This window comes from Chenggangzhangella methanolivorans, assembly GCF_019797865.1.
Taxonomy (GTDB): domain Bacteria; phylum Pseudomonadota; class Alphaproteobacteria; order Rhizobiales; family Methylopilaceae; genus Methylopila; species Methylopila methanolivorans.
Genome location: NZ_CP081869.1, coordinates 724,741 through 751,352, shown reverse-complemented (window position 1 = coordinate 751,352; position 26,612 = coordinate 724,741). Strand labels below are relative to the sequence as shown.

General features: G+C 69.0%; 23 protein-coding genes, 2 tRNA genes and 3 pseudogenes. 17 read left to right on the top strand and 11 right to left on the bottom strand.

The genetic code is table 11. The features are described 5' to 3' along the window. Positions 1–7 precede the first annotated feature (7 nt). From K6K41_RS03960 to K6K41_RS03935, 6 genes and pseudogenes are all read left to right on the top strand, one after another. Positions 8–1,255, top strand: coding sequence for a flavin monoamine oxidase family protein (locus K6K41_RS03960; RefSeq protein WP_261403995.1), 1,248 nt, complete (start codon positions 8–10; stop codon positions 1,253–1,255). A 121-nt stretch (positions 1,256–1,376) separates the two neighbouring features. Further along, a complete protein-coding gene (locus K6K41_RS03955) occupies positions 1,377–2,060 on the top strand; it encodes a hypothetical protein (RefSeq protein ID WP_261403994.1) in 684 nt (227 codons plus the stop codon). A 408-nt stretch (positions 2,061–2,468) separates the two neighbouring features. Beyond that, positions 2,469–3,443: a tripartite tricarboxylate transporter substrate-binding protein gene (locus tag K6K41_RS03950; protein ID WP_261403993.1), complete on the top strand. Its 975-nt coding sequence runs from the start codon at positions 2,469–2,471 to the stop codon at positions 3,441–3,443. A 102-nt stretch (positions 3,444–3,545) separates the two neighbouring features. Continuing rightward, positions 3,546–3,995: a tripartite tricarboxylate transporter TctB family protein gene (locus K6K41_RS03945; protein ID WP_261403992.1), complete on the top strand. Its 450-nt coding sequence runs from the start codon at positions 3,546–3,548 to the stop codon at positions 3,993–3,995. 129 nt (positions 3,996–4,124) lie between these two features. Then, positions 4,125–5,650: pseudogene (locus tag K6K41_RS03940) on the top strand (tripartite tricarboxylate transporter permease). 79 nt (positions 5,651–5,729) lie between these two features. Beyond that, positions 5,730–5,805: transfer RNA gene (locus K6K41_RS03935), tRNA-Lys, on the top strand. Positions 5,806–6,050: 245 nt separating this feature from the next. Here the strand turns inward: K6K41_RS03935 and K6K41_RS03930 are convergent. Then, the gene (locus K6K41_RS03930) at positions 6,051–6,821 is read right to left on the bottom strand and encodes a DUF4394 domain-containing protein (RefSeq protein WP_261403991.1); all 771 of its coding nucleotides are present in this window, start codon (positions 6,819–6,821) and stop codon (positions 6,051–6,053) included. Between the two features lie 595 nt (positions 6,822–7,416). Between K6K41_RS03930 and K6K41_RS03925 the strand changes: the two genes are divergently transcribed. From K6K41_RS03925 to K6K41_RS03910, 4 genes are all read left to right on the top strand, one after another. After that, positions 7,417–8,157 carry a hypothetical protein gene (locus K6K41_RS03925; protein WP_261403990.1) on the top strand — a complete coding sequence of 247 codons (741 nt, stop codon included), beginning with the start codon at positions 7,417–7,419 and terminating at the stop codon, positions 8,155–8,157. Continuing rightward, positions 8,136–8,981: a HAMP domain-containing protein gene (locus tag K6K41_RS03920; protein ID WP_261403989.1), complete on the top strand. Its 846-nt coding sequence runs from the start codon at positions 8,136–8,138 to the stop codon at positions 8,979–8,981. The genes K6K41_RS03925 and K6K41_RS03920 overlap by 22 nt, the downstream gene beginning before the upstream one ends. Beyond that, positions 8,876–9,205: a PAS domain-containing protein gene (locus K6K41_RS03915; RefSeq protein ID WP_261403988.1), complete on the top strand. Its 330-nt coding sequence runs from the start codon at positions 8,876–8,878 to the stop codon at positions 9,203–9,205. The genes K6K41_RS03920 and K6K41_RS03915 overlap by 106 nt, the downstream gene beginning before the upstream one ends. 77 nt (positions 9,206–9,282) lie before the next feature. Next, the gene (locus K6K41_RS03910) at positions 9,283–10,623 is read left to right on the top strand and encodes a hybrid sensor histidine kinase/response regulator (RefSeq protein WP_261403987.1); all 1,341 of its coding nucleotides are present in this window, start codon (positions 9,283–9,285) and stop codon (positions 10,621–10,623) included. Between the two features lie 115 nt (positions 10,624–10,738). On the opposite strand, the gene K6K41_RS03905 is transcribed toward K6K41_RS03910, so the two are convergent. Further along, a complete protein-coding gene (locus K6K41_RS03905; protein WP_261403986.1) occupies positions 10,739–11,278 on the bottom strand; it encodes a CsbD family protein in 540 nt (179 codons plus the stop codon). A gap of 179 nt (positions 11,279–11,457) precedes the next feature. Between K6K41_RS03905 and K6K41_RS03900 the strand changes: the two genes are divergently transcribed. Continuing rightward, positions 11,458–11,534, top strand: a tRNA-Pro gene (locus K6K41_RS03900). 158 nt (positions 11,535–11,692) lie between these two features. Next, positions 11,693–13,069, top strand: coding sequence for a cytochrome P450 (locus K6K41_RS03895; RefSeq protein ID WP_261403985.1), 1,377 nt, complete (start codon positions 11,693–11,695; stop codon positions 13,067–13,069). 255 nt (positions 13,070–13,324) lie between these two features. Here the strand turns inward: K6K41_RS03895 and glf are convergent, their stop codons facing one another. The 3 genes from glf to K6K41_RS03880 are packed head-to-tail and all read right to left on the bottom strand — an operon-like array spanning position 13,325 to position 15,556. After that, a complete protein-coding gene (glf, locus tag K6K41_RS03890; protein ID WP_261403984.1) occupies positions 13,325–14,509 on the bottom strand; it encodes a UDP-galactopyranose mutase in 1,185 nt (394 codons plus the stop codon). After that, entirely contained in the window at positions 14,502–15,044 is a 543-nt protein-coding gene (locus K6K41_RS03885) for a glycosyltransferase (protein ID WP_261403983.1), read from the bottom strand. The genes glf and K6K41_RS03885 overlap by 8 nt, the downstream gene beginning before the upstream one ends. Beyond that, on the bottom strand, positions 14,972–15,556 hold the full coding sequence (locus K6K41_RS03880) for a glycosyltransferase family protein (protein WP_261403982.1): 585 nt from the start codon (positions 15,554–15,556) through the stop codon (positions 14,972–14,974). Before K6K41_RS03880 ends, K6K41_RS03885 begins: the two co-directional genes overlap by 73 nt. 421 nt (positions 15,557–15,977) lie before the next feature. On the opposite strand from K6K41_RS03880, the gene K6K41_RS03875 reads away from it, so the two are divergent. From K6K41_RS03875 to K6K41_RS03865, 3 genes are all read left to right on the top strand, one after another. Then, entirely contained in the window at positions 15,978–17,126 is a 1,149-nt protein-coding gene (locus K6K41_RS03875; RefSeq protein ID WP_261403981.1) for a glycoside hydrolase family 1 protein, read from the top strand. A 200-nt stretch (positions 17,127–17,326) separates the two neighbouring features. Continuing rightward, the gene (locus tag K6K41_RS03870) at positions 17,327–18,187 is read left to right on the top strand and encodes an ABC transporter transmembrane domain-containing protein (RefSeq protein WP_261403980.1); all 861 of its coding nucleotides are present in this window, start codon (positions 17,327–17,329) and stop codon (positions 18,185–18,187) included. Continuing rightward, positions 18,079–19,011 (top strand): ABC transporter ATP-binding protein, encoded by a 933-nt coding sequence (locus K6K41_RS03865; RefSeq protein ID WP_261405632.1) that lies wholly within the window; start codon positions 18,079–18,081, stop codon positions 19,009–19,011. Before K6K41_RS03870 ends, K6K41_RS03865 begins: the two co-directional genes overlap by 109 nt. Here the strand turns inward: K6K41_RS03865 and K6K41_RS03860 are convergent. From K6K41_RS03860 to K6K41_RS03835, 6 genes and pseudogenes are all read right to left on the bottom strand, one after another. Then, on the bottom strand, positions 19,008–19,208 hold the full coding sequence (locus tag K6K41_RS03860; protein WP_261403979.1) for a helix-turn-helix domain-containing protein: 201 nt from the start codon (positions 19,206–19,208) through the stop codon (positions 19,008–19,010). The two genes, K6K41_RS03865 and K6K41_RS03860, sit on opposite strands and share 4 nt — an antisense overlap. Positions 19,209–19,413: 205 nt before the next feature. Then, positions 19,414–19,581: pseudogene (locus tag K6K41_RS30165) on the bottom strand (cyclic nucleotide-binding domain-containing protein); the annotation flags it as partial. Between the two features lie 155 nt (positions 19,582–19,736). Continuing rightward, a complete protein-coding gene (locus tag K6K41_RS03850; RefSeq protein WP_261403977.1) occupies positions 19,737–20,150 on the bottom strand; it encodes an RrF2 family transcriptional regulator in 414 nt (137 codons plus the stop codon). 151 nt (positions 20,151–20,301) lie between these two features. Next, positions 20,302–20,736, bottom strand: a complete 435-nt coding sequence (locus tag K6K41_RS03845; RefSeq protein WP_261403976.1) for a PaaI family thioesterase — start codon at positions 20,734–20,736, stop codon at positions 20,302–20,304. Next, on the bottom strand, positions 20,733–22,229 hold the full coding sequence (locus K6K41_RS03840; RefSeq protein ID WP_261403975.1) for a fumarate hydratase: 1,497 nt from the start codon (positions 22,227–22,229) through the stop codon (positions 20,733–20,735). Before K6K41_RS03840 ends, K6K41_RS03845 begins: the two co-directional genes overlap by 4 nt. A 5-nt stretch (positions 22,230–22,234) precedes the next feature. Further along, positions 22,235–23,340 (bottom strand): annotated as a pseudogene (locus tag K6K41_RS03835) (CaiB/BaiF CoA transferase family protein). A gap of 153 nt (positions 23,341–23,493) precedes the next feature. Here K6K41_RS03835 and K6K41_RS03830 point away from each other — a divergent pair. Then, entirely contained in the window at positions 23,494–24,729 is a 1,236-nt protein-coding gene (locus tag K6K41_RS03830) for a metallophosphoesterase family protein (RefSeq protein WP_261403974.1), read from the top strand. Further along, complete coding sequence (locus K6K41_RS03825) at positions 24,662–26,518, top strand: AAA family ATPase (protein ID WP_261403973.1); 1,857 nt, start codon at positions 24,662–24,664, stop codon at positions 26,516–26,518. Before K6K41_RS03830 ends, K6K41_RS03825 begins: the two co-directional genes overlap by 68 nt. Positions 26,519–26,612 lie beyond the last annotated feature (94 nt).

The following is a 26,612-nucleotide window of genomic DNA, read 5'->3' as shown; positions in this document are numbered from 1 at the left end:
ATAGCCGATGCCGGTCGACGAGGTCGACGTCGTCGTGGTCGGGGCCGGCGCCGCCGGGATCGCGGCCGGTCGGCGGATCGCGGCCGCGGGCCTGACCCTTCAGGTCCTCGAGGCTCGCGCGCGACTGGGCGGGCGCGGCTTCACCCGCGTCGATCCGCTCGCCGGGCCGCTCGACCTCGGCTGCGGCTGGCTGCATTCGGCGGACCGGAACCCCTGGGTCGAGGTCATCGAGCAAGAGGGCGGCGAGGTCGTCCGCGGTCCGACGCCGTGGACGCGGCCGATGATGGAGGCCGGATTTCCGGCGGCCGATCAGGCGGCCTACCGCGCCGACGCCGCGGCGCTGCGCGAGCGGCTCGCGCTCTGGGCCGCCCGGCGGGACGGCGCGGACCTCCCGGTTTCCGATTTCCTTGATCCCGCGTCGCGCTGGAACGGGCTGATGGGCGCGACGTCCACCTATGTCAGCGGCGCCGAGCCTGAGCGCGTTTCGGCCGACGACCTCAACGCCTATCGCGACACCGGCGAGAACTGGCGCGTCGCCGGCGGCTACGGCGCCGCGATCGCCGCGCATGGCGCGGGGCTGCCGGTGGCTTTCGGCGCGCCTGCGACGCGGATCGATCACTCGGGGCGCCTCGTCAGGGTCGAGACGCCCGCTGGCGCGGTCTCGGCGCGGGCCGTCATCGTTTGCGTCCCGAGCGCGCTGATCGCGGCCGGCGCGATCGCGTTCGCGCCGGACCTTCCCGACAAGCGCGACGCGGCCGCGGGCCTGCCGCTCGGGCTTGCGGACAAGCTCTATTTCCGGCTCGACCGGCCGGACGGCTTTGAGCCCGAAAGCCGCGTCTTCGGCCGCACCGACCGGGCGGCGACCGCCGCCTATCATTTCCGCCCGCTCGGCCGGCCTGTCGTCGAGGCCTATTTCGGCGGCGCCTGCGCGGCCGAACTCGAGCGAGGCGGCGAAGCGGCTTTCGTGGACTTCGCCTTCGCCGAACTCACTCGCCTGTTCGGCGCCGGGGTCACGAAGCGGCTCAAGCCGCTGCCGATGCATTTGTGGGCGTCCGACCCATTCGCCCGAGGGTCCTACTCATACGCGGTTCCCGGCCGGGCCGGCGACCGGGCGAGGCTGGCGGCGCCCGTCGACGAACGGCTGTTCTTCGCCGGCGAGGCCTGCTCGGAGCGCGACTTCTCGACCGCGCACGGCGCCTACCGAACGGGGGACGCCGCTGCGGCTGCGGTGGTGGATCGGCTTAAGGTCGCCTGATGATCACGGGAACGTGATCTTAAGCCCCGCGTCGCTACGTGGTTCTACGACTACCGCTTCGGTTTTCCGGAACGATCGTTCCGCCCATGGCCGCCAGTCTGCGGCCTGTGGGGAACGTGACATGAAGACGATGCTGACCTGCGCCGCCGTCGCGGCGCTTCTCGCGACTGTCGGACCCGCCTCCGCGCAGTCTCCCGCTCCGGCGTCCTACAAGGCGACCCGCGATTTCTCGTACAACAATCCAGGCGGCGTCTGGTCCTACGGCTACGGCACGGCCGGCGACAAGGCCAGCTTCGTGCGGTACCCGGCCGGGCTGATCTCGGCCGCCAACGGACTGCTCGACAGCTTCTACGACGGCGAGTCCTCGGTGTCGGTGAACGCGACCGGAGCCGTGGCGCTGCACGATCCCGGCTCGAGCAAGGTCGTCATCCCGACCGACGCGCTGGTGATGCATCCGCGCTTGGACGGCCAGGAGACCATGGTGGTGTTCACCGCGCCCGCGCACAGCTTCTACAGGATGGAAGGCTTCTTCGAGATCCTCGACAACGCGCCGACCAGCGTCGCGCCGCGCATCGTCATCGGCACGAAGGACCAGACCCGGAAGGCGTTCGGCGAGAAGCAGACCGTCGTGTTGAGCGGCGCCGCGGACCCCGCCGCGCTGAAGCCGGGCGAAAAGAAGTCCTTCAGCTTCACCCGCGAGCTCTCGAAGAACCAGCGCGTGCAGTTCGCCCTCAATCCGAACGGCCACTGGCGGTTCGACTCGACCGGCTTCGACGTGACGATCACGCCGGTCGCCTCGAAGTGACCTGACGGGCGGCGCGGGGAGGGGCCGGCGTCGCCTTCGTCCCGCGCTCCGCCGCGGAGCGGTTTTCCACATTCGGCTTCGAACGTTCCGCGGCGACGCGCCCGACGCGGCTGAGGCCCGCGCCGGGAACAGGCGATTTAAGAGTCGCAAGCGATCACATTGGTCGGGCGACCAAATCGATCGTCGGCCGCTCGCTCTTCTGTGACTGGTCAGGGCCGTAAGTAGTTGTCCTTATAGCGACGAATTGGGATTTTCGCCTGTTGCGCTCGTGCTTTTGATGAAACATAAGCGACGAAAGGCCAGCGGCGTCTAAGCCGCGGCCGCGTGTTTGGACCGGCGGAAAGTCAATACCGCCAAAGAACGATGCGGTTCACCGCCTCGCCGGTCGGCGTCAGGGAGAAGACGAGAATGCTGAAGTCGTTCGCCGCAGCCGCGGCTATGTTCGTGGCTCTCGGGGTAGGAGCGGCTCACAGCGCCGACTATCCCAATCGCACCATCACCGTCGTCGTGCCGTTCGCGGCCGGCGGCCCGACCGATACGGTCACGCGCCTCATCGCCGAGTCGATGGGCAAGGATCTCGGCCAGCAGCTCATCGTCGAGAACGTCGGCGGCGCCGGCGGCACTCTCGGCGCAGGCCGCGTCGCCAAGGCCGACGCCGACGGCTACACGCTGCTGCTGCATCACATCGGCATCTCGACGAGCGCGACGCTCTACCGGAAGCTCCCCTACGACACGCTGAACGCCTTCGACTATGTCGGCCTCGTCACCGAAGTGCCCATGACGATCGTGGCCCGTTCGGACTTCGAGCCGACGGATCTCAAGAGCCTCGTCGACTACCTGAAAGCCAACAAGGACAAGGTGACCTACGCCAACGCCGGCGTCGGCGCCGCGAGCCATCTCTGCGGCATGCTGTTCATGCAGAAGATCGAGACGCCGCTCGTCACCGTTCCCTACAAGGGCACCGGCCCGGTCATGACCGACCTCGTCGGCAAGCAGGTCGACCTCACCTGCGACCAGACCACCAACACGACGAACCAGATCAAGACCGGCAAGATCAAGGCTTACGCCACGACCACCAAGGAGCGCGTGCCGGCGCTGCCCGACGTGCCCACCGCGACCGAAGGCGGCCTGGCGGGCTTCGAGGTCGGCATCTGGCACGGCCTCTACGCGCCGAAGGGCACCTCGCCCGAGATCCTGAAGAAGCTCACCGCCTCGCTCCAGAAGGCGCTGAAGGATCCGAACGTGGTGAAGCGCTTCGCCGATCTCGGCACCACCCCGTCGCCGGAAGCCGACGCGACGCCGGAGGCGCTCAAGGCCAAGCTCAGCTCCGAGGTGGAGCGCTGGGCGCCGGTGATCAAAGCCGCCGGCGTCTACGCCGACTGACGACCCGCGAGGGCCCGCAGGAGATCCTCTCCGGCGGGCCTTCCTGTTTTGGCGTCCGCGCGGGGAGAGCCCGCGCGTCGACCCTTCGGGACCCGGATCTCCATGCAAGTCAACACACGCGCCGCCGCGGGCGGCATCTTCATCGCGATCGCAGCGCTGTTCGCGCTCGGCACGATGGAGCTCACGATCGGCTCGGCCCTGCGGATGGGCCCGGGCTTCTTTCCGCTCCTGCTCGCCGCCGTGCTCGGCGCGCTCGGGCTGATCATCCTCATCAAGGCGGTCGGCAAGGCGCCGTCGCCCATGACCGGCGTGCCGTGGCGAGGCGCGATCCTGATCCTCGCGGCGCCGATCGTGTTCGGCCTGACGGTGCGCTGGTTCGGCCTCGCTCCGTCGGTCGCGCTCGTCGTTCTGATCTCGGCCTTCGCCAGCCAGCGCTCGACGATCAAGCTCGCGATCATCCTGACGGTCCTGCTCACCTTCTTCTGCGTGATCGTGTTCCAGCGGATGCTGGGCCTGCCGACGCCCGTCTTCGCAGGGCCCTTCGACCCCTGAACCCTTATTTCGACGCGCTGATGTCGCCCTTCGCCGGCCTCGGCACAGCCATCGCGGGCGCGCTCGGCGCGGTCGTGCACTGGTTCCGCGACCTTTTCGGCATCGGCGCCTGAGCGAGGAGACAGACAGATGGATTTCCTCAGCTCCGCCGCCGAACTCGGCAACAATCTCGGCCTCGGCTTCGCGACCGCGGCCCTTCCAGTCAACCTGGCCTTCTGCTTCGTCGGCGTCCTGCTCGGCACGCTGATCGGCGTTCTCCCGGGCATCGGGCCGACGGCCACGATCGCGATGCTGCTGCCGATCACCTTCAACTTCGAGCCGGCGACCTCGCTGATCATGCTCGCCGGCATCTATTACGGCGCGCAGTACGGCGGCTCCACCACCGCGATCCTGATCAACCTGCCGGGCGAAAGCTCCTCGGCCGTGACGGCGATCGACGGCTACCAGATGGCCAAGCAGGGCCGCGCCGGCCCCGCGCTCGCCACCGCCGCGCTCGGCTCGTTCTTCGCGGGGTCGGTCGCCACCGTCCTGATCGCGCTGTTCGCGCCGCCCCTCACCGATCTCGCGCTGAAATTCGGTCCCGCCGAATATTTCTCGCTGATGATGTTGGGCCTCGTGGCCTCGGTGGCGCTGGCGTCCGGATCGGTGATCAAGGCGCTGGCGATGGTGGTGGTCGGGCTGCTGCTCGGCCTCGTGGGCTCGGACGTCAACACCGGCGCCCAGCGCTTCACCATGGGTTATCTCGAGCTTGCCGACGGCCTCAACTTCGTCGCGGTCGCGTCGGCATCTTCGGCATCGCCGAGATCCTCCGGAACCTCGAGGACGAGAGCGACCGCGAGGTCATGGTCAAGAAGGTCACGAACCTCTGGCCGACCAAGGAAGACTTCAAGGCGATGTGGGCGCCGGTGCTGCGCGGCACTGCGCTCGGCTCGGTGCTCGGCATCCTGCCGGGCGGCGGCGCGGTCCTGTCGTCTTTCGCCGCCTACACGGTCGAGAAGAAGATCTCGAAGACGCCCGAACGCTTCGGCAAGGGCGCGATCGAGGGCGTGGCGGCTCCCGAATCGGCCAACAACGCCGGCGCGCAGACCTCCTTCATCCCGATGCTGACGCTCGGCATCCCGGCCAACCCCGTCATGGCGCTGATGATCGGCGCGATGATCATTCAGGGCATCCAGCCCGGCCCGAACGTCGCCACCGAGAAGCCGGAGCTGTTCTGGGGCGTCATCGCCTCGATGTGGATCGGCAACCTGATGCTGGTGCTGCTCAACCTGCCGCTGATCGGCATGTGGGTGCGCCTGCTCACCGTGCCCTACACGATGCTGTTCCCGGCGATTCTCGCCTTCTGCTGCATCGGCGTCTATTCGGTGAACTCGAACGCCTTCGACCTCTACGCGGTCACGGCCTTCGGCCTGCTGGGCTACATCCTCGTCAAGCTCGAATGCGAACCCGCGCCGCTTCTGCTCGGCTTCGTGCTCGGGCCGATGCTCGAGGAAAACCTGCGCCGCGCCATGACGATCTCGCGCGGCGATCCGACGGTGTTCGTCACCCGTCCGCTCAGCCTGTCGCTGCTGATCATCGCGGCGCTGGTGCTCGTCGTGGTGTTCCTGCCCTCGGTGAAAGCCAAGCGCGAGGAAGTTTTCCAGGAAGACGCGTAAGACGGCGCTTGCCAGCGGCGGGGAGCTTTGTTACATCCCCGCCGCTGCCGCACGGCAGACCGAAACCCCTCGGGTTTCCGGGCGCATAGCTCAGTTGGTAGAGCAGCTGACTCTTAATCAGCGGGTCCTAGGTTCGAGCCCTAGTGCGCCCACCAAGCCCTCAAGGCTTGGTGGGGAGTTCCTGAAGGAACTTCTTTCTCAAAATGTCGATCCCAGATCGAACGTGTCGGGCGAACCGAGACGGGCCGGGCGGAGTTTCCGCGCCGGCCCGCGTTCGTTTCCGGCTGTCGGCGGAATAGGCCGCGCTCCGCGCTGAACCGGCCGCAAGAGGCCATCGGCGGTTTCGACGACGCAGTCGGCCGGCAGGCGTCTGTCGCCAGCTCGCTTGCCCTGCGCGACGTCAGTCCTCGAGAACCACCATGTCGGTCACGTCGACCGTCAGGTTCTTGATCATCTTGCCCTTGGTGGTCTTGCCCGACTTGACGTTGACCTTGTGCAGCGTGCGCTTGGCGATCATGTAGCCGCCGGCCTTTTTGCCGGTGGTCAGGACGTCGAAGGCGATGGGAGCCTCGACGTCGACGCCGAGCCTGCCGATCGGGACCATGGTTCCGCTGGTGGGCGGGGAGACGAGGAACAGCTGGTCCGTCAGTCCCTCCACCAGAAGCAGGCGCAGATCGGCCGCGTAGGCGACGCCGAGGACGCGCTTTCCGAGCAGCCCGTTCAGCCCCGGCAGGACCAGCGCGTTGTCGCCCTTGGGAAGATCGAAGGCTGCAAAGTAGCCGTCCTGCGAGATGAACCTGCAGCTGTCGCGCGTCCCGATCCGGGCGCAGTCCATCCGCGTGGTGGGCGTGGCGAAGCGCCCGATGTTGCCGGTGTATTTCGAGGCGCCGGTCTCCGGCGTGATTCGGAACAGGTCGAAGAAGTCGTCCATGCCGTAGATCGACTGGTCGCTCGGGTTGAAGGCGATCGTCCGCAGCGTCCCGAGCGCCGCGGCTCCCTTGAGGCGCACGGTCTTGATGACCTTCGCCTTGTCCGCGTCGATCAGGATGAGCGAGCGGCTCATCGGCGACAGCGCCACGATGGTGGTCGCTTTCGCCTCTCCTGCGCCCGCCTGCAGCGCTCCGAGCGCGGCCAGGCCGCAGGCAAGACTCATCAGCCAACGCTTCGCCATCGTCGTCTCCGTCGCTGCGGCCGAAGCCGGCGGATCATTCGGGTGGAAATTCCCGGATAAGGAGGCGATGTCGGGAGCGATTGCTCAATACGTGCGACTACTTAGCTGACGTCCTCGTGATCATGGAGAGGCCGGGGGCGTCATCGGAAGTCGCATGAGGTTTCGGTCAAACATTCGGCTGGACGCACTTCGTTATCGTCGCTGGACGAGATAAGGTTACCCGGGCAACGAATCTTACCGGCGGGTAAATGACGAGGCCGCGCACGACCGCCTCGACCAGACTTGCGTTCGGCATGGCGCTCGCCCTGCTCGCATGCGCCGTCGCGTCTATGGGGCTCGTCGGTCAGGTTCTGGGCGCGCCCCGCCTGTCGAGCCTGCTGCCGGGCCTGCCCGCCATCAAGGTGAACGCCGCGCTGTCGATCCTGGCCTCCTGCGGCGCCTGGTTCGCGCTGCAGCGTCGCGGCGCGGGCTTCCGGGCCTTCGGCTACGGGCTTGCGGCGGTCGGCGGCCTGATCGCCGTGCTCACGCTGCTGCAGCATCTCACAAGCTTCGATTTCGGCATCGACACGCTCGTCGCCCGCGACGTGAGCGAGCCATGGACCGGGCACCCCGGCAGATCGAGCGTCGCGGTCAGCCTCGCGCTGCTGCTCGCGGCGATCGCCGCGGCGCTGACGCCGGCCGCTCGGGACGGGCCGAGGATCTTCGACAGTGCCTGAGGCTCTGCGGCCTCGCGATCCCGCTCTTCGCCATCGCGCTGCACGTCTACGATCCGGCGACGCTCGGCGTGATCGACGGCTTCGAGCAGACGGCCTTCAACGCGGCGCTCGCGCTCACGCTGCTGCTCGTCGCGATGGGATTCGACCGTCCGGCGGCGAGCCTGCGCTGGCAGGTCGCCAACATCGGCGTCGTGGTGCTCGCGCCGCTCGTCGCGCTCACCGTCCATTTCGCAAGCGCCGAGCGCGAGGCGGCGCTTGCGGCCGCGAGCGAGCGTCTCGCGGCGCTCGGACGGCTCGGCGGCGAACGCCAGGACGCGGTGGTGGCGCAGACGCGCCAGATGCTCACCTTCCTCGCCGCTCCCAGTCGGTCCGACAGCCGGGGCCCGTCTGCGATCGGGAACTCACCGCCTATCTGCCGATCATCTCCGGCGTCCGCGCCCTCTACACCGTCGACCGGTCGGGCGTCGTCCGCTGCTCGAACGATCCGGCGAGCCTGTCGCTCAACGTCGGCGACCGCGACTATGTGCGCGAGGCCTTCGCAAGCGGCCGTTTCACGCTCTCGGGCTTCATCCTCGCGCGCATCAGCGGCGCGCCGCGCATGGCGCTCGCGATGCCGGTGACCGAGGACGGCGAGACCACGATGCTGCTGGTCGCGAGCCTCGATTTGTCGGAGCTCGCATCGCCGCTCGAGGGGCTCGGCGGCGACATGCCCCGCGGCGAGACGCTCGTCCTGCTCGACCGCGACGGCGTCGCGATCGCCACGCAGCCGAAAGATCTCGCCGGCGTCGGCCAGAACCTTGCGGACGCGACCTTCGCCACCCAGGCGCTCGCCAATCCCGGGCAGGCGTTCCAGGCGTCGGACCTCAAGGGGCGGCCGACGGTCTATTTCGCCCGGCGCGTGCTGGACGGGCAGGGCACCCTGGTCGTCGGCGCGCCGCGTCGTGAGGTCGTGCGGCCGGTCGACGCCCGCCTGAACGCCCGCCTGCTGCTGATCGTCTCGATTCTGCTTGGCTCGCTCGCGCTCGGCGTGCTCGGCACCGAGATCATGGTTCTGTCGCCGCTCAGGCGGCTGATCGCCTACGCAGGCCGCCTGCAGGCCGGCGAGCTCGCGGCGCGGCCGGACGTGAGGGCGGGCGGCGAGGTCGGCGCGCTCGGCCGCGCGCTCGCCGCCATGGCGGCCGCCATCGAGGATCGCGAGCGCCGCCTGACAGGCGCCGAGGCGCTGTTCCGCGGGCTGTTCGACCACTCCCCCCGACGCCAAGGTGGTGATCGGCGTCGGCCGCGACGGAGAGTTTCGCGTCGAGACTTGGAACGCGGCCGCGACGGCGATCTCGGGTCTTGCGGCGAGCGAGGTCGTCGGCCGGTCCCCGCGAGGTTTTCCCGGGCTCGCGCGGCCTTGCGATCGAGCGCGACCTCAAGCGCACCCTCGAGCTCGGAGCCGTGACGACCGTCGAGCGCGAGCCGCAGACGAGCGGACTGTCGACCGTCTTCGAGGTCGTCCAGGTGCCGCTGCGCGGGGCGAACGGCGAGATCGAGCGCATCTTCCTCAGCGCCCGCGACATCAGCGAGCGCAAGCGCGTGGAGCGGCTGAAGAGCGAGTTCGTCTCGACGGTGAGCCATGAGCTGCGCACGCCGCTGACCTCGATCGGGGATCGCTCGGCCTGCTGACGGGCGGCGCCGCCGGCCCGCTGGGCGAGCGCGCCCGTCACCTGATCCAGATCGCCCATTCAAACAGTCTGCGGCTGGTGCGGCTCATCAACGACATTCTGGACATCGAGAAGATCCAGGCCGGCCGGATGACGTTCGAGCTGCGGTCGGTCTCCGTGATCGACCTGGTCGGCCAGGCGATCGGCGGGCTGAAGGCCTATGCGGACGAGTACGAGGTGGAGGTCGAGCTTGCGCCCGGCGGCGCCGGCCTGATGGTCTACGGCGACCATGACCGTCTGACGCAGGTGGTCACCAACCTGCTGTCGAACGCCATCAAGTTCTCGCCGCGCGGCGGGATCGTGACGGTCGTCGTCTCGGCGCTCGGCGAAGCGGTGTCGGTGGTGGTCAAGGACCGCGGTCCGGGCATTCCGGAGTCGTTCCGGCCGCGCCTCTTCACGAAGTTCGCCCAGGCGGACGGCTCCGACAGCCGGCGCAAGGGCGGCACCGGGCTCGGTCTCGCAATCTGCCGCGAGATCGTCGAGCGGCACGCCGGCGCGCTCTCGTACCGCACGGCGATCGGCGAGGGCACCGAGTTCGAGGTGCAGTTGCCTCGCCACGTGACCCGCGGGCGCGCCGCCGCGCCGGCCTTCGCGGAGCTGCCGCCCAAAGCCAAGGTTCTGGTGTGCGAGGACGACGCGCTGATCGCCGCGATCCTCGCCGAGCAGATGCGCGACGCCGGCTATGAGGCGCTCACCGCCGGGACGGTTCGCGCCGCGCTCCAGGCGGTCGAGCAGGAGGAGATCGTCGCCGTGTTGGTCGACCTCAATCTTCCGGACGGCGACGGCATCAGCCTCATCCGCGACCTCAGAGCGACCGAGAAGGGCCGTGAGCTGCCGGTCTTCGTCATTTCGGCCGACGCCGATCGCGCGCGCAGCGACGTCCGCGCCAATGGGCTCGACGTGGCGGCCTGGATGCGCAAGCCCGTCGATACGAGCCGCCTCGCCAAGCTGCTGTTGCAGCGGGTGGGGCCGCAGACCAATCGTCCGCGCATTCTCCACGTCGAGGATGACGCCGACCTCTGCAACGTGGTCGCCGCCGCGCTTGCGCCTTACGCCGACGTCACAGCGGTCGCGAGCGTCGCGGCGGCGCGCCGCGAGGTCGAGACGGGCGGCTACGAGATCGCGATCCTCGACGTCGCGCTCGAGGACGGCTCGGGTCTCGATCTGCTGTCGACCTTCGAGGAAGCCTATCCACGGCCGTTGCGCGCCATCATCTTCTCGGCGCGCGACGCCGATCGCGCCGTCGCGGCGCGCGCGGAGGCCGCGATGACGAAGTCGCGAAGCTCGCTCGCGACGCTGGTCGAGACCGTGCGCGGCATGCTGGCCGAGCGGGACGCCGAGCAGGCTCAAAGATGGGCGGGCCGGCGCTCGGCGGGCTGACCCGAGGCGCGATCACGCGAACGCAGCGAGCAAACGAAAGCCCGCAGGCGAACGTCGTTCGCGCCGCGGGCTTTGTCTGATTTTTCGGACGCCGCCGAAGCCGCGTCCGTCGGCGTCATTGAACGGCGGACTTCACCTTCGTGATGGCCTTGCCGGCTTCCTTCTGGACCTTGCCGGCCGCCTGCTGCGCGCGGCCCTTGGCCTCGAGGTCCTTCTCGCCCGTCGCGCGCCCGACAGCGGCCTTGGCCTTGCCGGTCGCTTCCTTGGCCGCGCCTTTGACTGTGTTGGTGTTGACCATTTCGTCGTCCTCCAATGCGGCGAGACCGGAGCGGTTCGCCCTCAAAATCTCACAAAACGAAGCGTCCCAGCACGACGCCGACCAGAGCGCCGCGCCGGCGGCCGCGATCGGGTTGCGCCGGATCGTCGCCTCGAGCGAATCGACGCGCTCTTCGAATTCGTCGGTCGTCGCGTCATAGGCGTCGGCGGTTCGGCGCGCGGCCCGACGCATGCGCGCCGCGCCGGCCGCCGAGCCGCGCTCGATGGCCGCTCCCGCGTCCGCGCCGGCGCGCCGGGCCCGCGTTCCGGCCCTGCGGCCAGCCGCCGCGACCGTGTCGGCGGCGTCGTCGCCGTTTTCCGTGATCCTGCGAGAAACCATCCAGCGGTCGTCCTTGTGTCGTCGACGGCGTGGGAAAACCGCCTCTTCAGGCGTGCAACGCGCCGTCGGCGAAGCAGGTTCCACGCTCTGCGGTCCTTAGCCGGCGCGACGAATGGGGACGGCCGCACAAGGTCGCTTGCGGAGCGCGAGCGCGGCCCCTATAAGGCGCGTCGTCGGCTCGGAGTGTGGCGCAGCCTGGTAGCGCACCTCGTTCGGGACGAGGGGGTCGCAGGTTCGAATCCTGCCACTCCGACCAACGTTTCTCCAATGTTGGCGGCCGACGATCCTGCGCCGAAAGCTCGCGCCTCCCGAATGCGCGCAGCGTGGCGCTCAAGATCCTTTTTCAGCTCGAAACAGGTTCTGCGCGCCGGGTCGGTTCTTCCGCCGCAGCCCGAGTGACGCTATCGCTCGGCCATGACCGAGCCGCCCGCGACGCCTCCCGTCCTCGCAATGCCCGACCGGCCCGAAAAGCCGTTGCCGGTCCTGACCCTGCTCAAGACGATTCCCACGAACTCGCTTGGCGTGCTCGACGCGGAGCTCTATCGCGAACTGTTCGTGCGGCGCTCCTACGGGATGGTGTCGGCCTGCTTCGTCAGCGATCCCGCGGGCGTCAAACGGGTGCTGGTCGACAATTTCGACAACTATCCCCGGGTGCCGACCATCCGGCGGCTGTTCGAGGCCGAGATCGGCACGGGGACGCTCGCGAGCGAAGGCGAGACCTGGCGGCGGCATCGCCGCATCGCCACCCCCTCGATCGACGCCCGTTCGGTGAAATCCGACGCGCCGGCCATCATCGCGCTCGCGGAGGCCTGCGCGGCCGACCTCGCAAAGAAGGCCGGCGCGAAGGGGAGCAAGAAGCCCGTCGACATGGAGCGGGTCGCCGGCGACCTGCTGATGCGGATGCTGAACCAGATCTCGACCGGCGGCGATCCGGACGCGATCCCGGTGATGAAATGGCTCTCCACCGTGCCGCGCAAGCCGCGGGCGCTCGACATCGTGCCGAAGCCCGAATGGGTGTCGAAGCTGTTCGTCCGGCGGCGGATCGAGGGTTGGAAGGGCGAGGCGGACGTGACGCTGCGCCGCCTTATCGACGCCCGCCGGTCGCCGGACTGGGCGGGCGGGCAGGATCTGCTGTGGCGTCTCGCCCACGCCCGCGACCGGCAGGACGGCCAGCCCTTCTCCGCCGAGGAGGCGCGCGACGAGGCGGCCTCCATCATCGCGGCCGGCGACGCCACCATCCGCGCGCTGACCTGGATCTGGTACCTGCTCGACCTGCATCCGCACGTCGCCGAGCGCATGCACGCCGAGATCGACGCGGTGCTCGGCGACGACCCGTTGACGCCCGAACATGTCGGGCTCGTGCCCTACACCAGGCGCGTGCTCGACGAGACGATGCGGCTCTATCCGCCGATCCCGGTGATCGTGCGCAAGGCGCTAAAGGCCGACGAGGTTGCGGGCCAGAGGGCGCCGAAGGGCGCGATCATGTGCGTCGCGCCCTTCATCATCCACCGCCACGAGAAGCTGTGGGAGCGGCCGGGCGTGTTCGACCCGGACCGCTTCGCGGACGAGAATCGCGACAAGCGCCACCGCTTCGCCTTCATCCCCTTCGCGGCGGGGCCGCGCGTGTGCCCCGGCGCGAGCGCCTCGAGCGCCAATCTGATGTTCGGCATTCTGGCGCTCGCCCGCAGGCTGAGGTTCCGGCTTGCGACCAAGGGGCCCATCGTCCCGTTCGGCGGGATCTCGCTTCAGCCCAAAGGCGGCCTGCCGATGATCGTCGAGCGGCGGCGGTAGGGAGCCGTCGCCGTTCGCCACGCGGGTCATTGTTTTGCAGGCGCGTGACGCACCGCCCGTCATCCCGGCCTTGAGCCGGGATCCAGAACCGAACCCCTCGCAACCAGACCGGCGACGGCGTCGGTTCTGGATCCCGGGTCAGGACCGGGATGACCGGGTGGTTCGTGGGCTCGCTTCCGAGGCGCGCCTTCTCCCGAACGAAAAGGGCGCCGCCTTGCGGCGACGCCCTTCCGTTCGGTCCGACCGGAACGTCGGTCAGTTCAGCAGGCGGCCGTCCAGCGTCGCGCCGATGAGACGATCGTCGGCGGAGGCGCCGTTCGCGCCGTTGACGCCGGTCCAGAGCGGAACCTGCTCCTGGATGCGGCGGAACTCGGCGAGGGCCTGACCCACGACCTGGTCCATGTTGTAGTACCGGTAGGTCGCGAGGCGGCCGACGAAGTGCACATTCTCCGTCTGCATCGCGAGAGCCTGGTACTTCTTGTAGAGCGCCTGGTTCTCGTCACGGGGGATCGGATAGTAGGGATCGCCCGTCGCCGACGGATACTCGTAGGTGATCGTCGTCTTGTGGTGTTCCTGGCCCGTCAGGTGCTTGTACTCCGAGATGCGGGTGTAATCCTCGCTCATCGGATAATTGACGGTGCCGGTCTCCTGATACTTCTCCTGATCAAGCGTGACATGCTTGAACTTGAGCGAGCGGTAGGGCAGGCGACCGAAGCGGAAGTCGAAGAACTCGTCGATCGGACCAGTGAAGATCAGCCGGCGATGCGGGATTTCGTCCCGGATCTCGCGATAATCCGCGTTCAGCATGATCTTGATGTTCGGATGACTCAGCATCCTCTCGAACATCCGCGTGTAGCCGTGCTTCGGCATGCACTGGTGGGTGTCCGTGAAGTAACGGTCGTCCGTGTTGGTGCGCGTCGGCACGCGCGAGGTCACCGACTTGTCGAGCTCGGACGGATCGAGGCCCCACTGCTTGGTGGTGTAGCCTTTAAAAAACTTTTCGTAGAGCTCGCGGCCGATCTTGGAGACGACCACGTCTTCCGACGTCTTGATCGTCTCGACCGGCTCGGCGCGCGAGTCGAGGAAGGCCTGAGCCTCCTCGTCGGTCTTGAGATCGAGGTCGTAGAGCGCATTGATCGTGGTCCGGTTGATCGGGATCGGCACCGTCTTGCCGTCGATCATGCCGAGCACGCGATGCTCGTATTTCCGCCACTCGGTGAACTTCGACAGATAGTCGACGATCTGGTCCGAGTTGGTGTGGAAGATGTGCGGCCCATACTGATGCATGAGCACGCCGGCGTCGTCGTACTTGTCGTAGGCGTTGCCTGCGATATGCGGACGACGGTCGATGATGAGGACGGACTGGTCGCGTTCGGCCGCGATCCTTTCCGCCAGGACGCTGCCTGCGAAGCCTGCGCCGACGATCAGCCAATCATACACGGAGAGTTTCCTTTCCGAAGTTTGCCCCTTCGGAACGCGAGTGACGGCGGTCATGCGCCCTCACCACGAGCTCGTAGATCCTTTCGAACGTCTGATCCCAAGAGTTCTCGGCGAGTTTCTGATCGACCCGCTCGAGGAACGGCGCGCGATCCATCGCCATCAGCTCTTCGGCCGATTTCACGACGGAGGCGGCGTCTTTCACGATCTCGACGTAGCCTTCGTCCCCGTAGGAGCGAATGACGTCGTGGATCGGCGTCGACACGACCGGCAGGCCGGCCGCGAGGAATTCCGGCGTCTTAGTGGGGCTGATGAACCGCGTGGATTCGTTCAGCGCGAAGGGCATGAAGCCGACGTCCCAGCCGCCGATATAGTCCGGGAGCTGCTTGTAGTCGCGCCCTCCGAGCCAATGGATGTTGTCGCCCTTCGGCAGATCCGCCGGGTCGATCTTCACCACCGGGCCGATCATGACGAACTGCCAGTCGGGCTTGGCGGCGGCGACCTCGCGAAGGAGATCGATGTCGAAGCGCTCGTCCACGACGCCGAAGAAGCCGAGGCGCGGATGGCCGATCGCGGCCTGGTCCTCGGGCTCCTTGCGGTCCGCGGCGCGGGCACGCGCGAAGTGCTTGGTCTCGATCGAGGACGGGAAGGCGTGGATGTCGTGGTGGCGGTGCTTCTTGGCCTCGTAGAGGCTGTGGGCCGGGTGAAGACCACGTCGGCGCGGCCCATGATCTCTTCTTCGAGCGCCAGCAGCTCGGGCGGCGCGCCCTTGAAGGCGGACAGCTCGTCCATCGAGTCGAACACAATGACGTCGGCGTCGAGGTGGCGCGTGAACAGCAGCGCCATCGGCGTGTAGTACCAGAAGACGCGCTTGGAGGTCTTGAGGCCCGCCAGCATCTGGTCGACGAGCTTGCGCTGGGCGAGCACGTCGCCGGCATGGCCGAGGCCGTGCGGCAGCACCGGAACGCCAACCTTCACCCGGCCGTCTCGCGGGGTCACGCGCAGTTCGGGCTCGGCCACGTCTTCGAAGACCGGCTCTTCAATCACCATCACGTCGTGATGGCGAGAGAACCGGCTGAGGAGATGTTGCGGGCGCTGATAGACGAAGTCCCAGCGGAGATGAGAAAAGCAAACGACAGTTGCGTCTTCAAATCTAATCGGATCGTCTGATCCTGAATTCGGCGCAAGTTTCGCTGTCGTGAGCATTATCTCTCCCAAAAATGCGAGACATCATTACGAAAACGGTAGGGGAGGCGAAATGAACCGAAACTGAACGAGCGACAAGCAATCGCGTCCGGCGCAATGGTCGCCGGTCCCGAAACAACCGATCGTGAGAGCAGGTTCCTAAGAGCGCTTATTTGTACGAAACCGTACAAATAAATACAGCTTTGCGTGAGCCGCGCGATCAGGACCCATATGGCTTCCGCGCCGCTCCTCCGGCGCATCCCCGAAATTTCCACGGAGACGACCCTTGAGCTCTAGCGTCCTGCCGAGCGCCGCCGGACTTCGCAGCTTCTTCATGGCGGGCTTCGAATGCGCTTCGCAACGGCGCGCCGACGGCAAGCGTCTCGACCTGCTCGCGTCCACCAGGCACGACGTCTGCGCCGCGACCGATTATGCGCTGGTGGCCGGCCGCGGGATGCGGGCCGCGCGCGACGGCATGCGCTGGCATCTCATCGAGAAGACCGCGGGCTTCTACGATTGGTCGAGCGTCGCGCCGATGGCGAAGGCGGCGCAAGGAGCGGGCGTCCAGATCGTCTGGGATCTGTGCCACTACGGCTATCCGGACTGGCTCGACGTCTGGTCGCCGTCCTTTCCCGAGCGTTTCGCCCGTTTTTCAAAGGCCGCGGCGCAGTTTCTCAAGGATCAGAGCGACGAGATTCCCTATTTTTGCCCCGTGAACGAGATGTCGTTCTGGGCCTGGGCCGGCGGGGACATGGGCCGCTTCAACCCGACCACGAAGGGCAGGGGCGACGAATTGAAGCGTCAGCTCGCCCGCGCGGCCATCGCGTCGATCGACGCTGTCCGTGAGGTCGACCCGCGGGCGCGCTTCATCGTCGCGGAGCCCTGCATCCATGTCTCGCCGAACGGCGACAGCCCGCAGGCGCTCGCCGACGCGGCCGACTACTGCAACGTCCAGTACGCCGCCCACGACATGCTGGTCGGCCGGTTGAACCCCGAGCTCGGCGGCTCGCCCGACAAGCTCGACATCGTGGGCGTCAACTACTACCCGGACAACCAGTGGGTTCTGGGCGGTCCGCCCGTGCCGCTCGGCCAGTACAATTACCGGCCGTTCCGCGAGCTTCTGGCGCAGACCGCCGAGCGCTACGGCCGCCCCGTCATCGTCTCGGAGCTCGGCGCCGAGAACACCGCCCCGCCCGGCCTGGCTCTATTACGTCGCCCAGGAGGTCGCGGCCGCGCGGAAGGCCGGAGTGAGCGTCGAGGCCATGTGCCTCTATCCGATCTTCGACTATCCGGGCTGGGACAACGATCGCCACTGCGACGTCGGCCTGTTCGGGAACGCCGGCCACGACGGCGAGCGCCTGATCTGCGAGGAATACGCCGCCGAACTCGAGCGACAGCGCCAGCGCTTCGAGGCGGATCTTCTCGCCGCCAATGACGAACCGCTCGCGCCGCTCCGCCGCGAGGCGTCATGACGGACCGCCGCTTCGACCGCCGAGATCGTGCGCGCGGCCGACCGGCCTTACGCGCCCGAGCGCCTGGAGGAGAACGAGGATCTCGCGCGCTCCATGCAGGGGCCGCTGCGGTTCCTCTGGCGCTACGTGAAGCTGCTTTGGCCATTTCATCGGGCTCACCACCGTGGTGGTCACCGCCTCGCTCGCCGGCATCGCCTCGCAATACGGCATGAAGCTTCTCGTCGACGCGATGGAGAAGCCGCCGGACAATGTCGCGGTCTGGTACGCGCTCGCCTTCTTCGTCGGGCTGTTCGCGCTGGAGGCCGCGCTGTGGCGCGTTTCGGGCTGGCTCGGCTGCCGAACCTCGGTCGGCGTGGGCGTGGATATCCGCCTCGATCTCCTGAACTACGCCACCGGTCATCCGATGCGCTTCTTCCAGGAGCAGCGCGCCGGCTCGCTCGGCCATCGCATCACGTCGACGGCCGGCGACTTCTCGGCGATGGTCAACAAGCTGACCTGGAACTTCGCGCCGCCGATCGTGAATTTCTTCGGCGCGTTCTTCATCTTCCTGACGATCAACGTCTGGATGGCGCTCGCGCTCGCCTTCTTCGCCGCGGCGATCACCGGGCTGCTGTTCTTCTATTCGACCCGCGGCCGGCCTCTCCATCGCCAATACGCCGAGCAGGCCGGCCAGACCGGCGGCGAGATGGTCGACGTCCTCACCAACATCTGGTCGATCAAGGCGTTCGCCGCCGGGCCCGCGAACGCGCGCGGCTGCGCTACACCCTCGACGGCGAGGCCAACGCCCAGCGCCGCAGCTGGATGTTCACCGAGAAGGCCCGCGTCATCCACGACGTCATGCTTTGGACCATGGCGGGCTCGATGCTGGTCTGGGCGCTGCTGCTCTGGAAGGCGGGCCAGGTCACCGCCGGCGACGTGGTCGTCGTGTCGACGCTGGTGTTCCGCATCCTGCATGGCTCGCGCGATCTTGCGGTGGCGCTCGTCGAGATCGAGCAGCACGTCAATTATCTCGGCCAGACCCTGAAGGTCGTCGGCGTCGCCCATGAGGTCGTCGACGCCGAAGACGCCAAGCCGTTTCGGCGCGAGGCCGGGACGGTGCGGTTCGAGAACGTCACCTTCGGCTACGATCCGGCCAAGCCCGTGCTCCGCGACTTCGACCTCGACATTCCGGCGGGACAGAAAGTCGGCGTGGTCGGGCCTTCGGGCGCCGGCAAGTCGACCATCATCCACCTGACCCAGCGCCTGCACGACATCCAGGCGGGCCGGGTGCTAATCGACGGTCAGGACGCAAGGACGCTCACGCAGGAATCGCTGCGCTTCGCGATCGCCGTGGTGCCGCAGGAGATCTCCCTGTTCCACCGCACCGTGATGGAGAACATCCGCTTCGGACGCCCCGAGGCGAGCGACGAGGAGGTGAAGGCGGCGGCCGCCGCCGCGCATTGCCACTTCATCGACGATCTGCCGGACGGCTACGGCACGATCGTGGGCGACCGCGGCGCCAAGCTCTCGGGCGGCCAGCGCCAGCGCGTCGGCATCGCGCGCGCGATCCTGAAGGACGCGCCGATCGTGATCCTCGACGAGGCGACTTCGGCGCTCGACACCGAGTCCGAGCTCGAGGTCCAGCGCGCGCTCGACAAGCTGACCCAGGGGCGCACCGTCATCGCGGTCGCGCATCGCCTGTCGACGCTGACGAGCTTCGATCGGATCGTGGTTCTGATGGGCGGCAAGGTCGCCGAGGACGGACCGATCGAGGAGCTGATCCAGAAGGGCGGGATCTTCGCACGCATGTGGAAGCTGCAGATCCGCGGCATCTCGGTCGACGTCGCGCTCGAGCAGCAGGGGTCTTAGGGCCGCCAAGGCTCCACGTGGCAGCCGCAGGAGGCCGCCTCGAGCCTTGCGAGGTCTCGGACCTCCACCGAGCCGCGCCGGCACCGGACGGCGCGCTCGCCCTCGAGCAGATGCAGGCTCGTGGTCACGCTCGCTCTCCGCACGGCGAAGATGTCGCCGAGCTGCTGGTGGGTGACCTCGATGGGCCGTTCGCCCAAGGAGCGCCGTCGCCGACAGCAGCCACCGCGCCAGCCGCCGCTCGATCGAATGGGCGGCGGCGCAAGCGCAGAGCCTCTCGGTCTCCGCCGCGCGGGCGAGGGCGTAATCGACGAGATCGCGATGAAGGGGAGGGCTCCCGGTCGCGAGCGCGGCCAGCGACGCCCCGTCGAGCAGAAGGCCGCGCGTCGCCGTGAGCGCGAGCGCGTCCGTCGAGGCCGTCCGCGCGCCGAGCGCCGCCTGATGGCCGACGAGCCCGCCGGGGCCGACGAGCCCGGCCTCGGCCCGCGCGCCTCCGGGCGTCCTCGCAAGGATTGCGACGAGCCCCTCGGTCACGAGATAGGCGGCTGAAAGCGGCGCGCCGCTTTCGATCATCGCCGTCCCACGCGCGACCTCGAACCCGCGCGGTTCGGAGCCCACCAGCGCCGCGCCGCTCGCCGCGAGCGAGGGCGGCCGGAAGGCTTTGCGGCGGTCGAGGGAGATGGGGCGCTGCATCGCCGCCGGCCTCGCGGGTCCGGGCCGACGGCCCGTCAGATCTGGTAGATGAAGCCCGCCATGGCGTTCTCGCCGATGTCGCGCATCTCGGCGAGCGTATGCTCGTCGAGAATTCGGGACATCGCGTCGCGCACGTCGAGCATCAGCAGCCGCACCTGGCAGGCCTTGACGTCCTTGCAGTCCTCGCACGGCACATAGGCCGAGCGGCTTGCGCATGGGATCGGCGCGAGCGGGCCGTCCAGCGTGCGGATGATCGAGCCGATGGTGATGGCCTCGGCGGGCTTGGCCAGCATGTAGCCGCCGGCCTTGCCCTTCTTCGAGGTCAGCATGCCGGCGTTGCGCAGCTCGCCCAGAATGGCGTCGAGAAACTTCTTGGGGATCGCGTTGCGGCTCGCGACATCGGCCACGAAAGTGGAGTGACCGGGCTCGAGGCGTGCGAGATCGACCATCGCTTTCAGACCGTATTGGCCTTCTTGGTCAGCATCGCGGTCCCGTCCATGCGCGGCCGCGCCAGAATCGGCGGCCGCTCATCGCCTTAAATAGATCGGCTCGATTGGTTCATAAACCGCAACCGCGTCGAGCGGCGCGTCACGCCGGCGTTCATGCGGCCCGATCGAGGATTTTCCACAGCCCGTTGGCCGCGGCCGCCGCCCTGTCGCCGACCATGAGCGTGCCGCGCATGAAGACGAGCGAGCGCGTGAGGCGCACGAGCTCGGGCTGCATGGAGGCGAACTCGCCCATCTTCACGGCGGACAGGAACTGCATGTCGAACTGCACGGTGACGCTCGGCTTGCCGCCCGCCGCGTCCCATGCCGCGACGCCGAGGGCGCGGTCGGCGAGCGTCATCAGCATGCCGCCATGGACGACGCCGATCAGGTTGGCGTGCTTGGGCTCCGCCACGAAGCCGAACGAGCGCAGGCCGTCCGCGCCGGTCCGCACGTAGAACGGACCGACATGGTCGACGAAGCCCTGGCCGTCGAACACCTCCCAGCCTTCGCCGAGAGGGTCGAAGGCGGGCGAGGGGGCGTCGTTCATGCGGGGACCTTTCGCCAGAGCGCTGGGCCGAGCTGGTGGATCGAGGAGCCTTGCGCGTCGACCGCGACGGTGACCGGCATGTCCTCGACGTCGAACTCGTGGATCGCCTCCATGCCGAGATCGGCGAAGGCGAGCACTTTCGACGACTTTATCGCCTTGGCCACGAGGATCGCCGCGCCGCCGACCGCGATCAGCGAGGCCGCGCCGTGGCGGCGGATGGCCTCGATCGCCTGGGGGCCGCGCTCGGCCTTGCCGATCATCGCGAAGAGGCCGGTGTTCTCCAGCATCTCGGCGGTGAACATGTCCATGCGGGTCGCGGTGGTGGGGCCGGCGGGGCCCACGGCCTCGTCCCCCACCGCCTTCACGGGGCCCACATAGTAGATCACCCGGCCCTTGAGGCTCACCGGAAGCGGCTCGCCGCGCGCCATCATCTCGACCATGCGCTTGTGGGGGGCGTCGCGGCCGGTGAGGAGTTTTCCGGACAGCAGCAGCCGGTCGCCGGCTTTCCAGGACGCGACCTCGGCGCGGCTCAAGGCGTCGAGGTCGACTTTCTTCGCGGCGTCCGCCGTCCGCTGCAGCGCGATCTCCGGCCAGTCGGCGAGCGAGGGCGGATCGAAGCGCGCGGGCCCGGAACCGTCGAGCGTGAAGCGCACATGGCGGTTCGCAGCGCATTGCGGCACGAGGCCGACGGGCTTCGAGGCCGCATGGGTCGGCGCGGTCTTCACCTTCACGTCGACCACGGTCGTCAGCCCGCCGAGCCCCTGCGCGCCGATGCCGAGCGCGTTGATGCGCTCGTAGAGCTCGATCCGCAGCTCCTCGGCGGTCGATGGCCCGCGGCGCAGCAACTCGCCCATGTCGATCGGCTCGAACAGAGACTCCTTGGCGAGCAGCATCGCGTGGTCGGACGAGCCGCCGACCCCGATCCCGATCATGCCCGGCGGGCACCAGCCGGCGCCGAGCGTCTCGACGGTCTGGATCACCCACTCGGCCACGGAGGCGCTCGGATTGAGCTGCGCGAACCGCGCCTTGTTCTCCGACCCGCCGCCCTTGGCCGCGACGATCACCTCGACCGCATCGCCCGCGACGAGGTCGACATGCAGCATCGCCGGGCCGTTGTCGCCGGTGTTCTTCCGGTCGCCGAGCGGATCCGACACCATGGTGGGGCGCAGAGGGTTCTCGTCGTCGAGATAGGCGCGAGCCACCGCCTCGTCGACGAGATCCTGCAGTCCGCGCGTGGTCTCGAACCGGACGCCGACGCCTGCCTTCACGAACACCGCCACCATGCCGGTGTCCTGGCACATCGGCCGCCGGCCGATCGCGGCCATGCGCGAGTTCACGAGGATCTGGGCGATCGCGTCCTTGGCCGCCGGGCTTTCCTCGCGGTCGTAGGCGGCTTTGAGGCTCTTCAGGAAATCGGCCGGATGATAGCAGGCGATGAACTGCAGCGCGGCCGCGACCGAGGCGACGAAATCCTCCTCGCGCACCACCGTCATCGCCGCTACTCCCCGGCCGCCCGGAGCGGCGCGAACTCGGCGCGCAACGCCGCGTCGTGCTGTCCGAGCGCCGGAACGGGGCCGAGCGTGCGGCGCTTTCCCTCGATCACCACCGGCGGCGCGAGCACTTCGGCCGGCCCGCCCGGCGTCTCGACGGGCAGCGTCGTGGCGCTGCGATGCGCCATGAGGTCGGCGACGGTGGACACGAGCCCATAGGCGATCCGCGCCCGGTCGAGCGCTTCCGTCACCTCGGCGCGGCTGCGGCTCGCGAGCGCCTTCTGCACGCGGGCGTCGCACGCCTCGCGGTTCTTCACGCGCTGGACGTTGGAAGAAAAGCGCGGGTCTTCGGCGAAGTCGGGATCGCCCAGCGCCTCCGCGCAGAGGATGCGCCACTCGCGTTCGTTCTGGATCGAGATGACGATCTCGCCGTCCGCGAGGGCGAAAACGCCGTAGGGACAGATCGACGGGTGCGCGAGGCCGAGCCGCTTCGGCTCGAAACCGCCATAGCGGCGCGTGAGATACGGCACGTTCATGTGGTCGGCGAGCGTGTCGAAGAGAGACAGCTCGATCAGCGAGCCCTCGCCTGTCTTTCCGCGTCGGATCAGCGCTTCGAGGATCGCGGCGTAAGCGGCCTCGCCGGTGGCGATGTCGCAGAGCGAGACGCCCACGCGCGCAGGGGCGGAGCCTTCGGCGCCCGTGATGGCCGAGAGGCCGACCTCTGCCTGCAGCAGCAGATCGTAGGCCTTGCGCTCGTGGTCGGGCGAGCCGGCCGCATAGCCGGAGATTTCGCAGACGATCAGCCGCCGGTGACGCTTGCGCAGCTCGGCGCCGCCGAGCCCGAGGCGCGAAGCTGCGCCGGCGCGAAGTTCTGGATGAAGACGTCGGCGCGGGCGACCATCGCCTCGACGAAGGCCCGGTCCTCTGGGGTCTTGAGATCGACCCGGCAGCTCTCCTTGCCGCGATTGACCCAGACGAAATAGGTCGACTGGCCCTGGACGAAGTCGTCGTAGCCGCGCGCGAAGTCGCCGTCTTCGCGCTCGAGCTTCACCACCCGCGCGCCGGCGTCGGCAAGCCGGGCGCTCGCGAGCGGAGCCGCCACCGCCTGCTCCATCGTCACCACGAAGATCCCGTCGAGCGCGCCCGGCATGAGGCCTCCTGAACCGTCGATGAGAAGCCTTCTAACCCTTCCGCGCCGCGCGCGGAAAGAGCCGGGCCGAATGCGAGCCGCTCGCGAATCGGCGCCCCGGCTGCGATTGTCCCGCCCGTGAGCAGCTTTCGCTTCGTCCACGCCGCTGACCTGCATCTCGGAGCGCCGCTTTCCGGGATCGCGCGCGCCGACCGTGATCTCGCGGAACGGTTTGCGAGCGCGAGCCGCGACGCCTTTTCCGATCTCGTCTCCCGCACGATCGAGCTCGGCGCCGCGCTCTTCGTGATCTCCGGCGACGTCTATGACGGCGAATGGCGCGACGCCTCGATCGGTCTGTTCTTCGCCCGGGAACTCGGGCGGCTCGATCGCGCCGGCGTCAAGGTCGCGATGGTGAAGGGCAACCATGACGCCGACAGCGTCGTGACGCGCGCGATCACCGCGCCCGAAAGCGTCGCGCAATTTCCGTCGAAGAAGCCCGCGACCGTGCGTCTCGACGAGCTGAAGGTCGCGCTCCACGGCCAGAGTTTCGCGGACCGCGCCGCGCCGGACAATCTCGCCCGCGGCTATCCGGCGCCCGTGCCGGGCTGGTTCAACATCGGCCTGCTGCACACTTCCTGCGGCGGCTACGCGGCGCACGAGACCTACGCGCCGTGCTCCGTCGAGGAGCTTCGCCTGAAGGGCTACGACTACTGGGCGCTCGGTCACGTGCATATGCACGAAGAGCTGTCGCAGGATCCCTGGATCGTGTTTCCCGGCTGCATGCAGGGCCGCAGCGTCCGCGAATGCGGGCCGAAGGGCGCGGTCGTCGTGGACGTCGAGGACGGGCGCGTCGTCTCCGCAGAGCGGCTGCTGGTCGACCGGGCCCGCTTCGCGATCGCGGAGGTCGACCTCGCCGACGTCGCGGACGAGGCCTCGGCTCTCCGACGCATCGAAGAGGCCGCCGCGCCGCATGTCGCCGAGGCCGAGGGCCGGCTTCTCGCCGTCCGCGTGACGCTTCATGGCGAGACGCCGCTTCATCTTCCTTTCGCCGCCGCGCGGGGCCGGATCGCCGAAGAGGCGCAGGCCGCGCTCCATCGGCTCGGCGCCGACGTCTGGCTCGAGAAGCTGAAGCTCGCCACGTCTTCGCCCGCCGCCGCCGCGGAGCGAGCGCCGGAGTTGAAGTCGCTCGACCTCGCGGGGCTGATGGAGGGGATCGACGACGATCCCGAGTTCTTGGCCCGCGCCGCCGAGACGCTGCAAGCGATGGGCGCGCGTCTTCCGGCGGCCTCGTCGGACGAGCCGGCGCTTGCCGACGATCTTGCCGGGCTTCTCGCCGAGGCGCGGGCGCTCGCGCTCGGTCGGCTCGGAGCCTGAGGCGGCGATGCGGCTGCTGCGGCTCGATCTCGAGAAATACGGCGCGTTCGAGGGACGAGCGCTCGTCTTCCGGCCGGACGCGCGGCTTCATCTCGTCTTCGGGCCGAACGAGGCGGGCAAATCTTCGGCGCTCTCGGCGGTCGGCGACCTGCTGTTCGGCTTCGGCCAGCGCACTGATTTCGCTTTCCGCCATGCGACCGGCGAGCTGAGGCTCGGGGCGCTGATCGCGGACGCCGAAGGGCGCGAGGTCTTCTTCCGTCGCCGCAAGGGCGCCAAGGCGACGCTGATCGACGCCGACGACAAGCCGCTGCGCGACGACCTGCTGGCGCCCTTCCTCGGGGCTCTCGGACGCGAGACCTTCGAGCGGGCCTTCGGCCTGACCTCCGACGCGCTCCGCAAGGGCGGCGAGGAGCTTCGCAAGGCCGACGGGGAGGCGGGCGCGAGCCTGTTCGCCGCGGCCTCCGGCCTTCGGGGATTGGAGGAGAAGCGTCGCGGGCTCGACGAGGAGGCCGACGCGCTGTTTCGCCCGCAGGCCTCGACGCGGCGCTTCAACGAGGAGTTCCGCGCCTTCGAGGCCGCGCGCAAGGAGGTGGCGGCGAACGAGCTCGGCCAGACCGAGTGGAAGCGGCTGAACGAGGCCATCGCGGCGCTCGAGACGCGTCACGCCGAGCTCGAACGGCGCCTCGCCGAAACCCGCACCGACCGCGCCCGGATCGAGCGGCTCGGACGCGCCAGGCGGGCCGCGACCGGCGTCGACGAGACGCGGCGCGCGCTAGAGGATCAAGGCGAAGCGCCTGACCTGACGATCGCCGGCGCCGCCGCGCTCGCCCGCGCGCTCGACGCCGCGGAGGCCGCGCGCGAGGCCGCTGGCCGGGCCGCCGGCGCTCTCAAGGCGCTCGAGGCCGAGGTCGCCTCGGCCGGGCTCGACGAGGCGGCGCTTGGCGCGGCGGAGGCGATCGAGCGCGCGTTCCGCCAGTCCGGCGCCTACGCCACGCTCCAGACCGACTTGCCGCGGGTGCGGCGCGAGGCGGAGGAGCGCGAGGCCGCGCTCGCCCAGCTCGCCGAACGGCTCGGACTTCCCGACGTCGCGGCCGTCGAAGCCGCGCGCCCGACCGATGCGGCGCGGGCCGAGCTGAAGGCGATGATCGAGGACGGCCGCGAACGCGCCCGCGCATCGGCCGAACGCGCGAAGGCGATCGCGGCCGAGCGCGAACGCCTGTTCCTGCTCGAACGGGACCGGGGGCCGCTCGAGCGATCGACCCGCGACCCTTCCGCGAGATCTTCGCAGGCCTTTCGCCGCGTCTCAGGTCGCTCGACCGGCGCGAGGCCGCGGCCGCTGAGGCAGGCGCCGAGGCCCGCGCGCTGGCGGAGGCCGCCGCGAGGCTGTTGCCGCCGGTCGGCGATCTCGACCAGCTCGCCGGACGCGCGGTTCCGGGCGCCGAGACCATCGCGCGTCATCGCGGCGCGCTCGACCGGCTCGACGCCGACATCGCGCGCGCGGCCGAAGCGCTCGCCCGCGACGAGGCCGAGAGCGCGCGGGCTGCGAGCGAGGCGCGGGCGCTCGCCTCGAGCGGGCCGATCGCCTCGCCGGAGGCGGTGCGCATGGCGCGCGAGGCGCGCCGGGCCGGCTGGGAGCGGCTCCGGACCCACCTCTTCGGTCTCGCGCCGCTTGAACCGGGCGAACTTGCGGCGGCCGTGTCGGAGCTCGAAGCGGCCATGGCCGAGGCCGACCGCCTCGCCGACCGCGCCGCCGAGGACGCCGGGCGCGCAGCCCGCGAAGCCGAGCTGAAGCGTCGCGGCGAGGATCTCGCGGCCGCTCTCCACGCGGGCAGGGCGCGACGGACGGCGCTCGAAGCTGGACGGGGCGAGGCGCTGGAGGACTG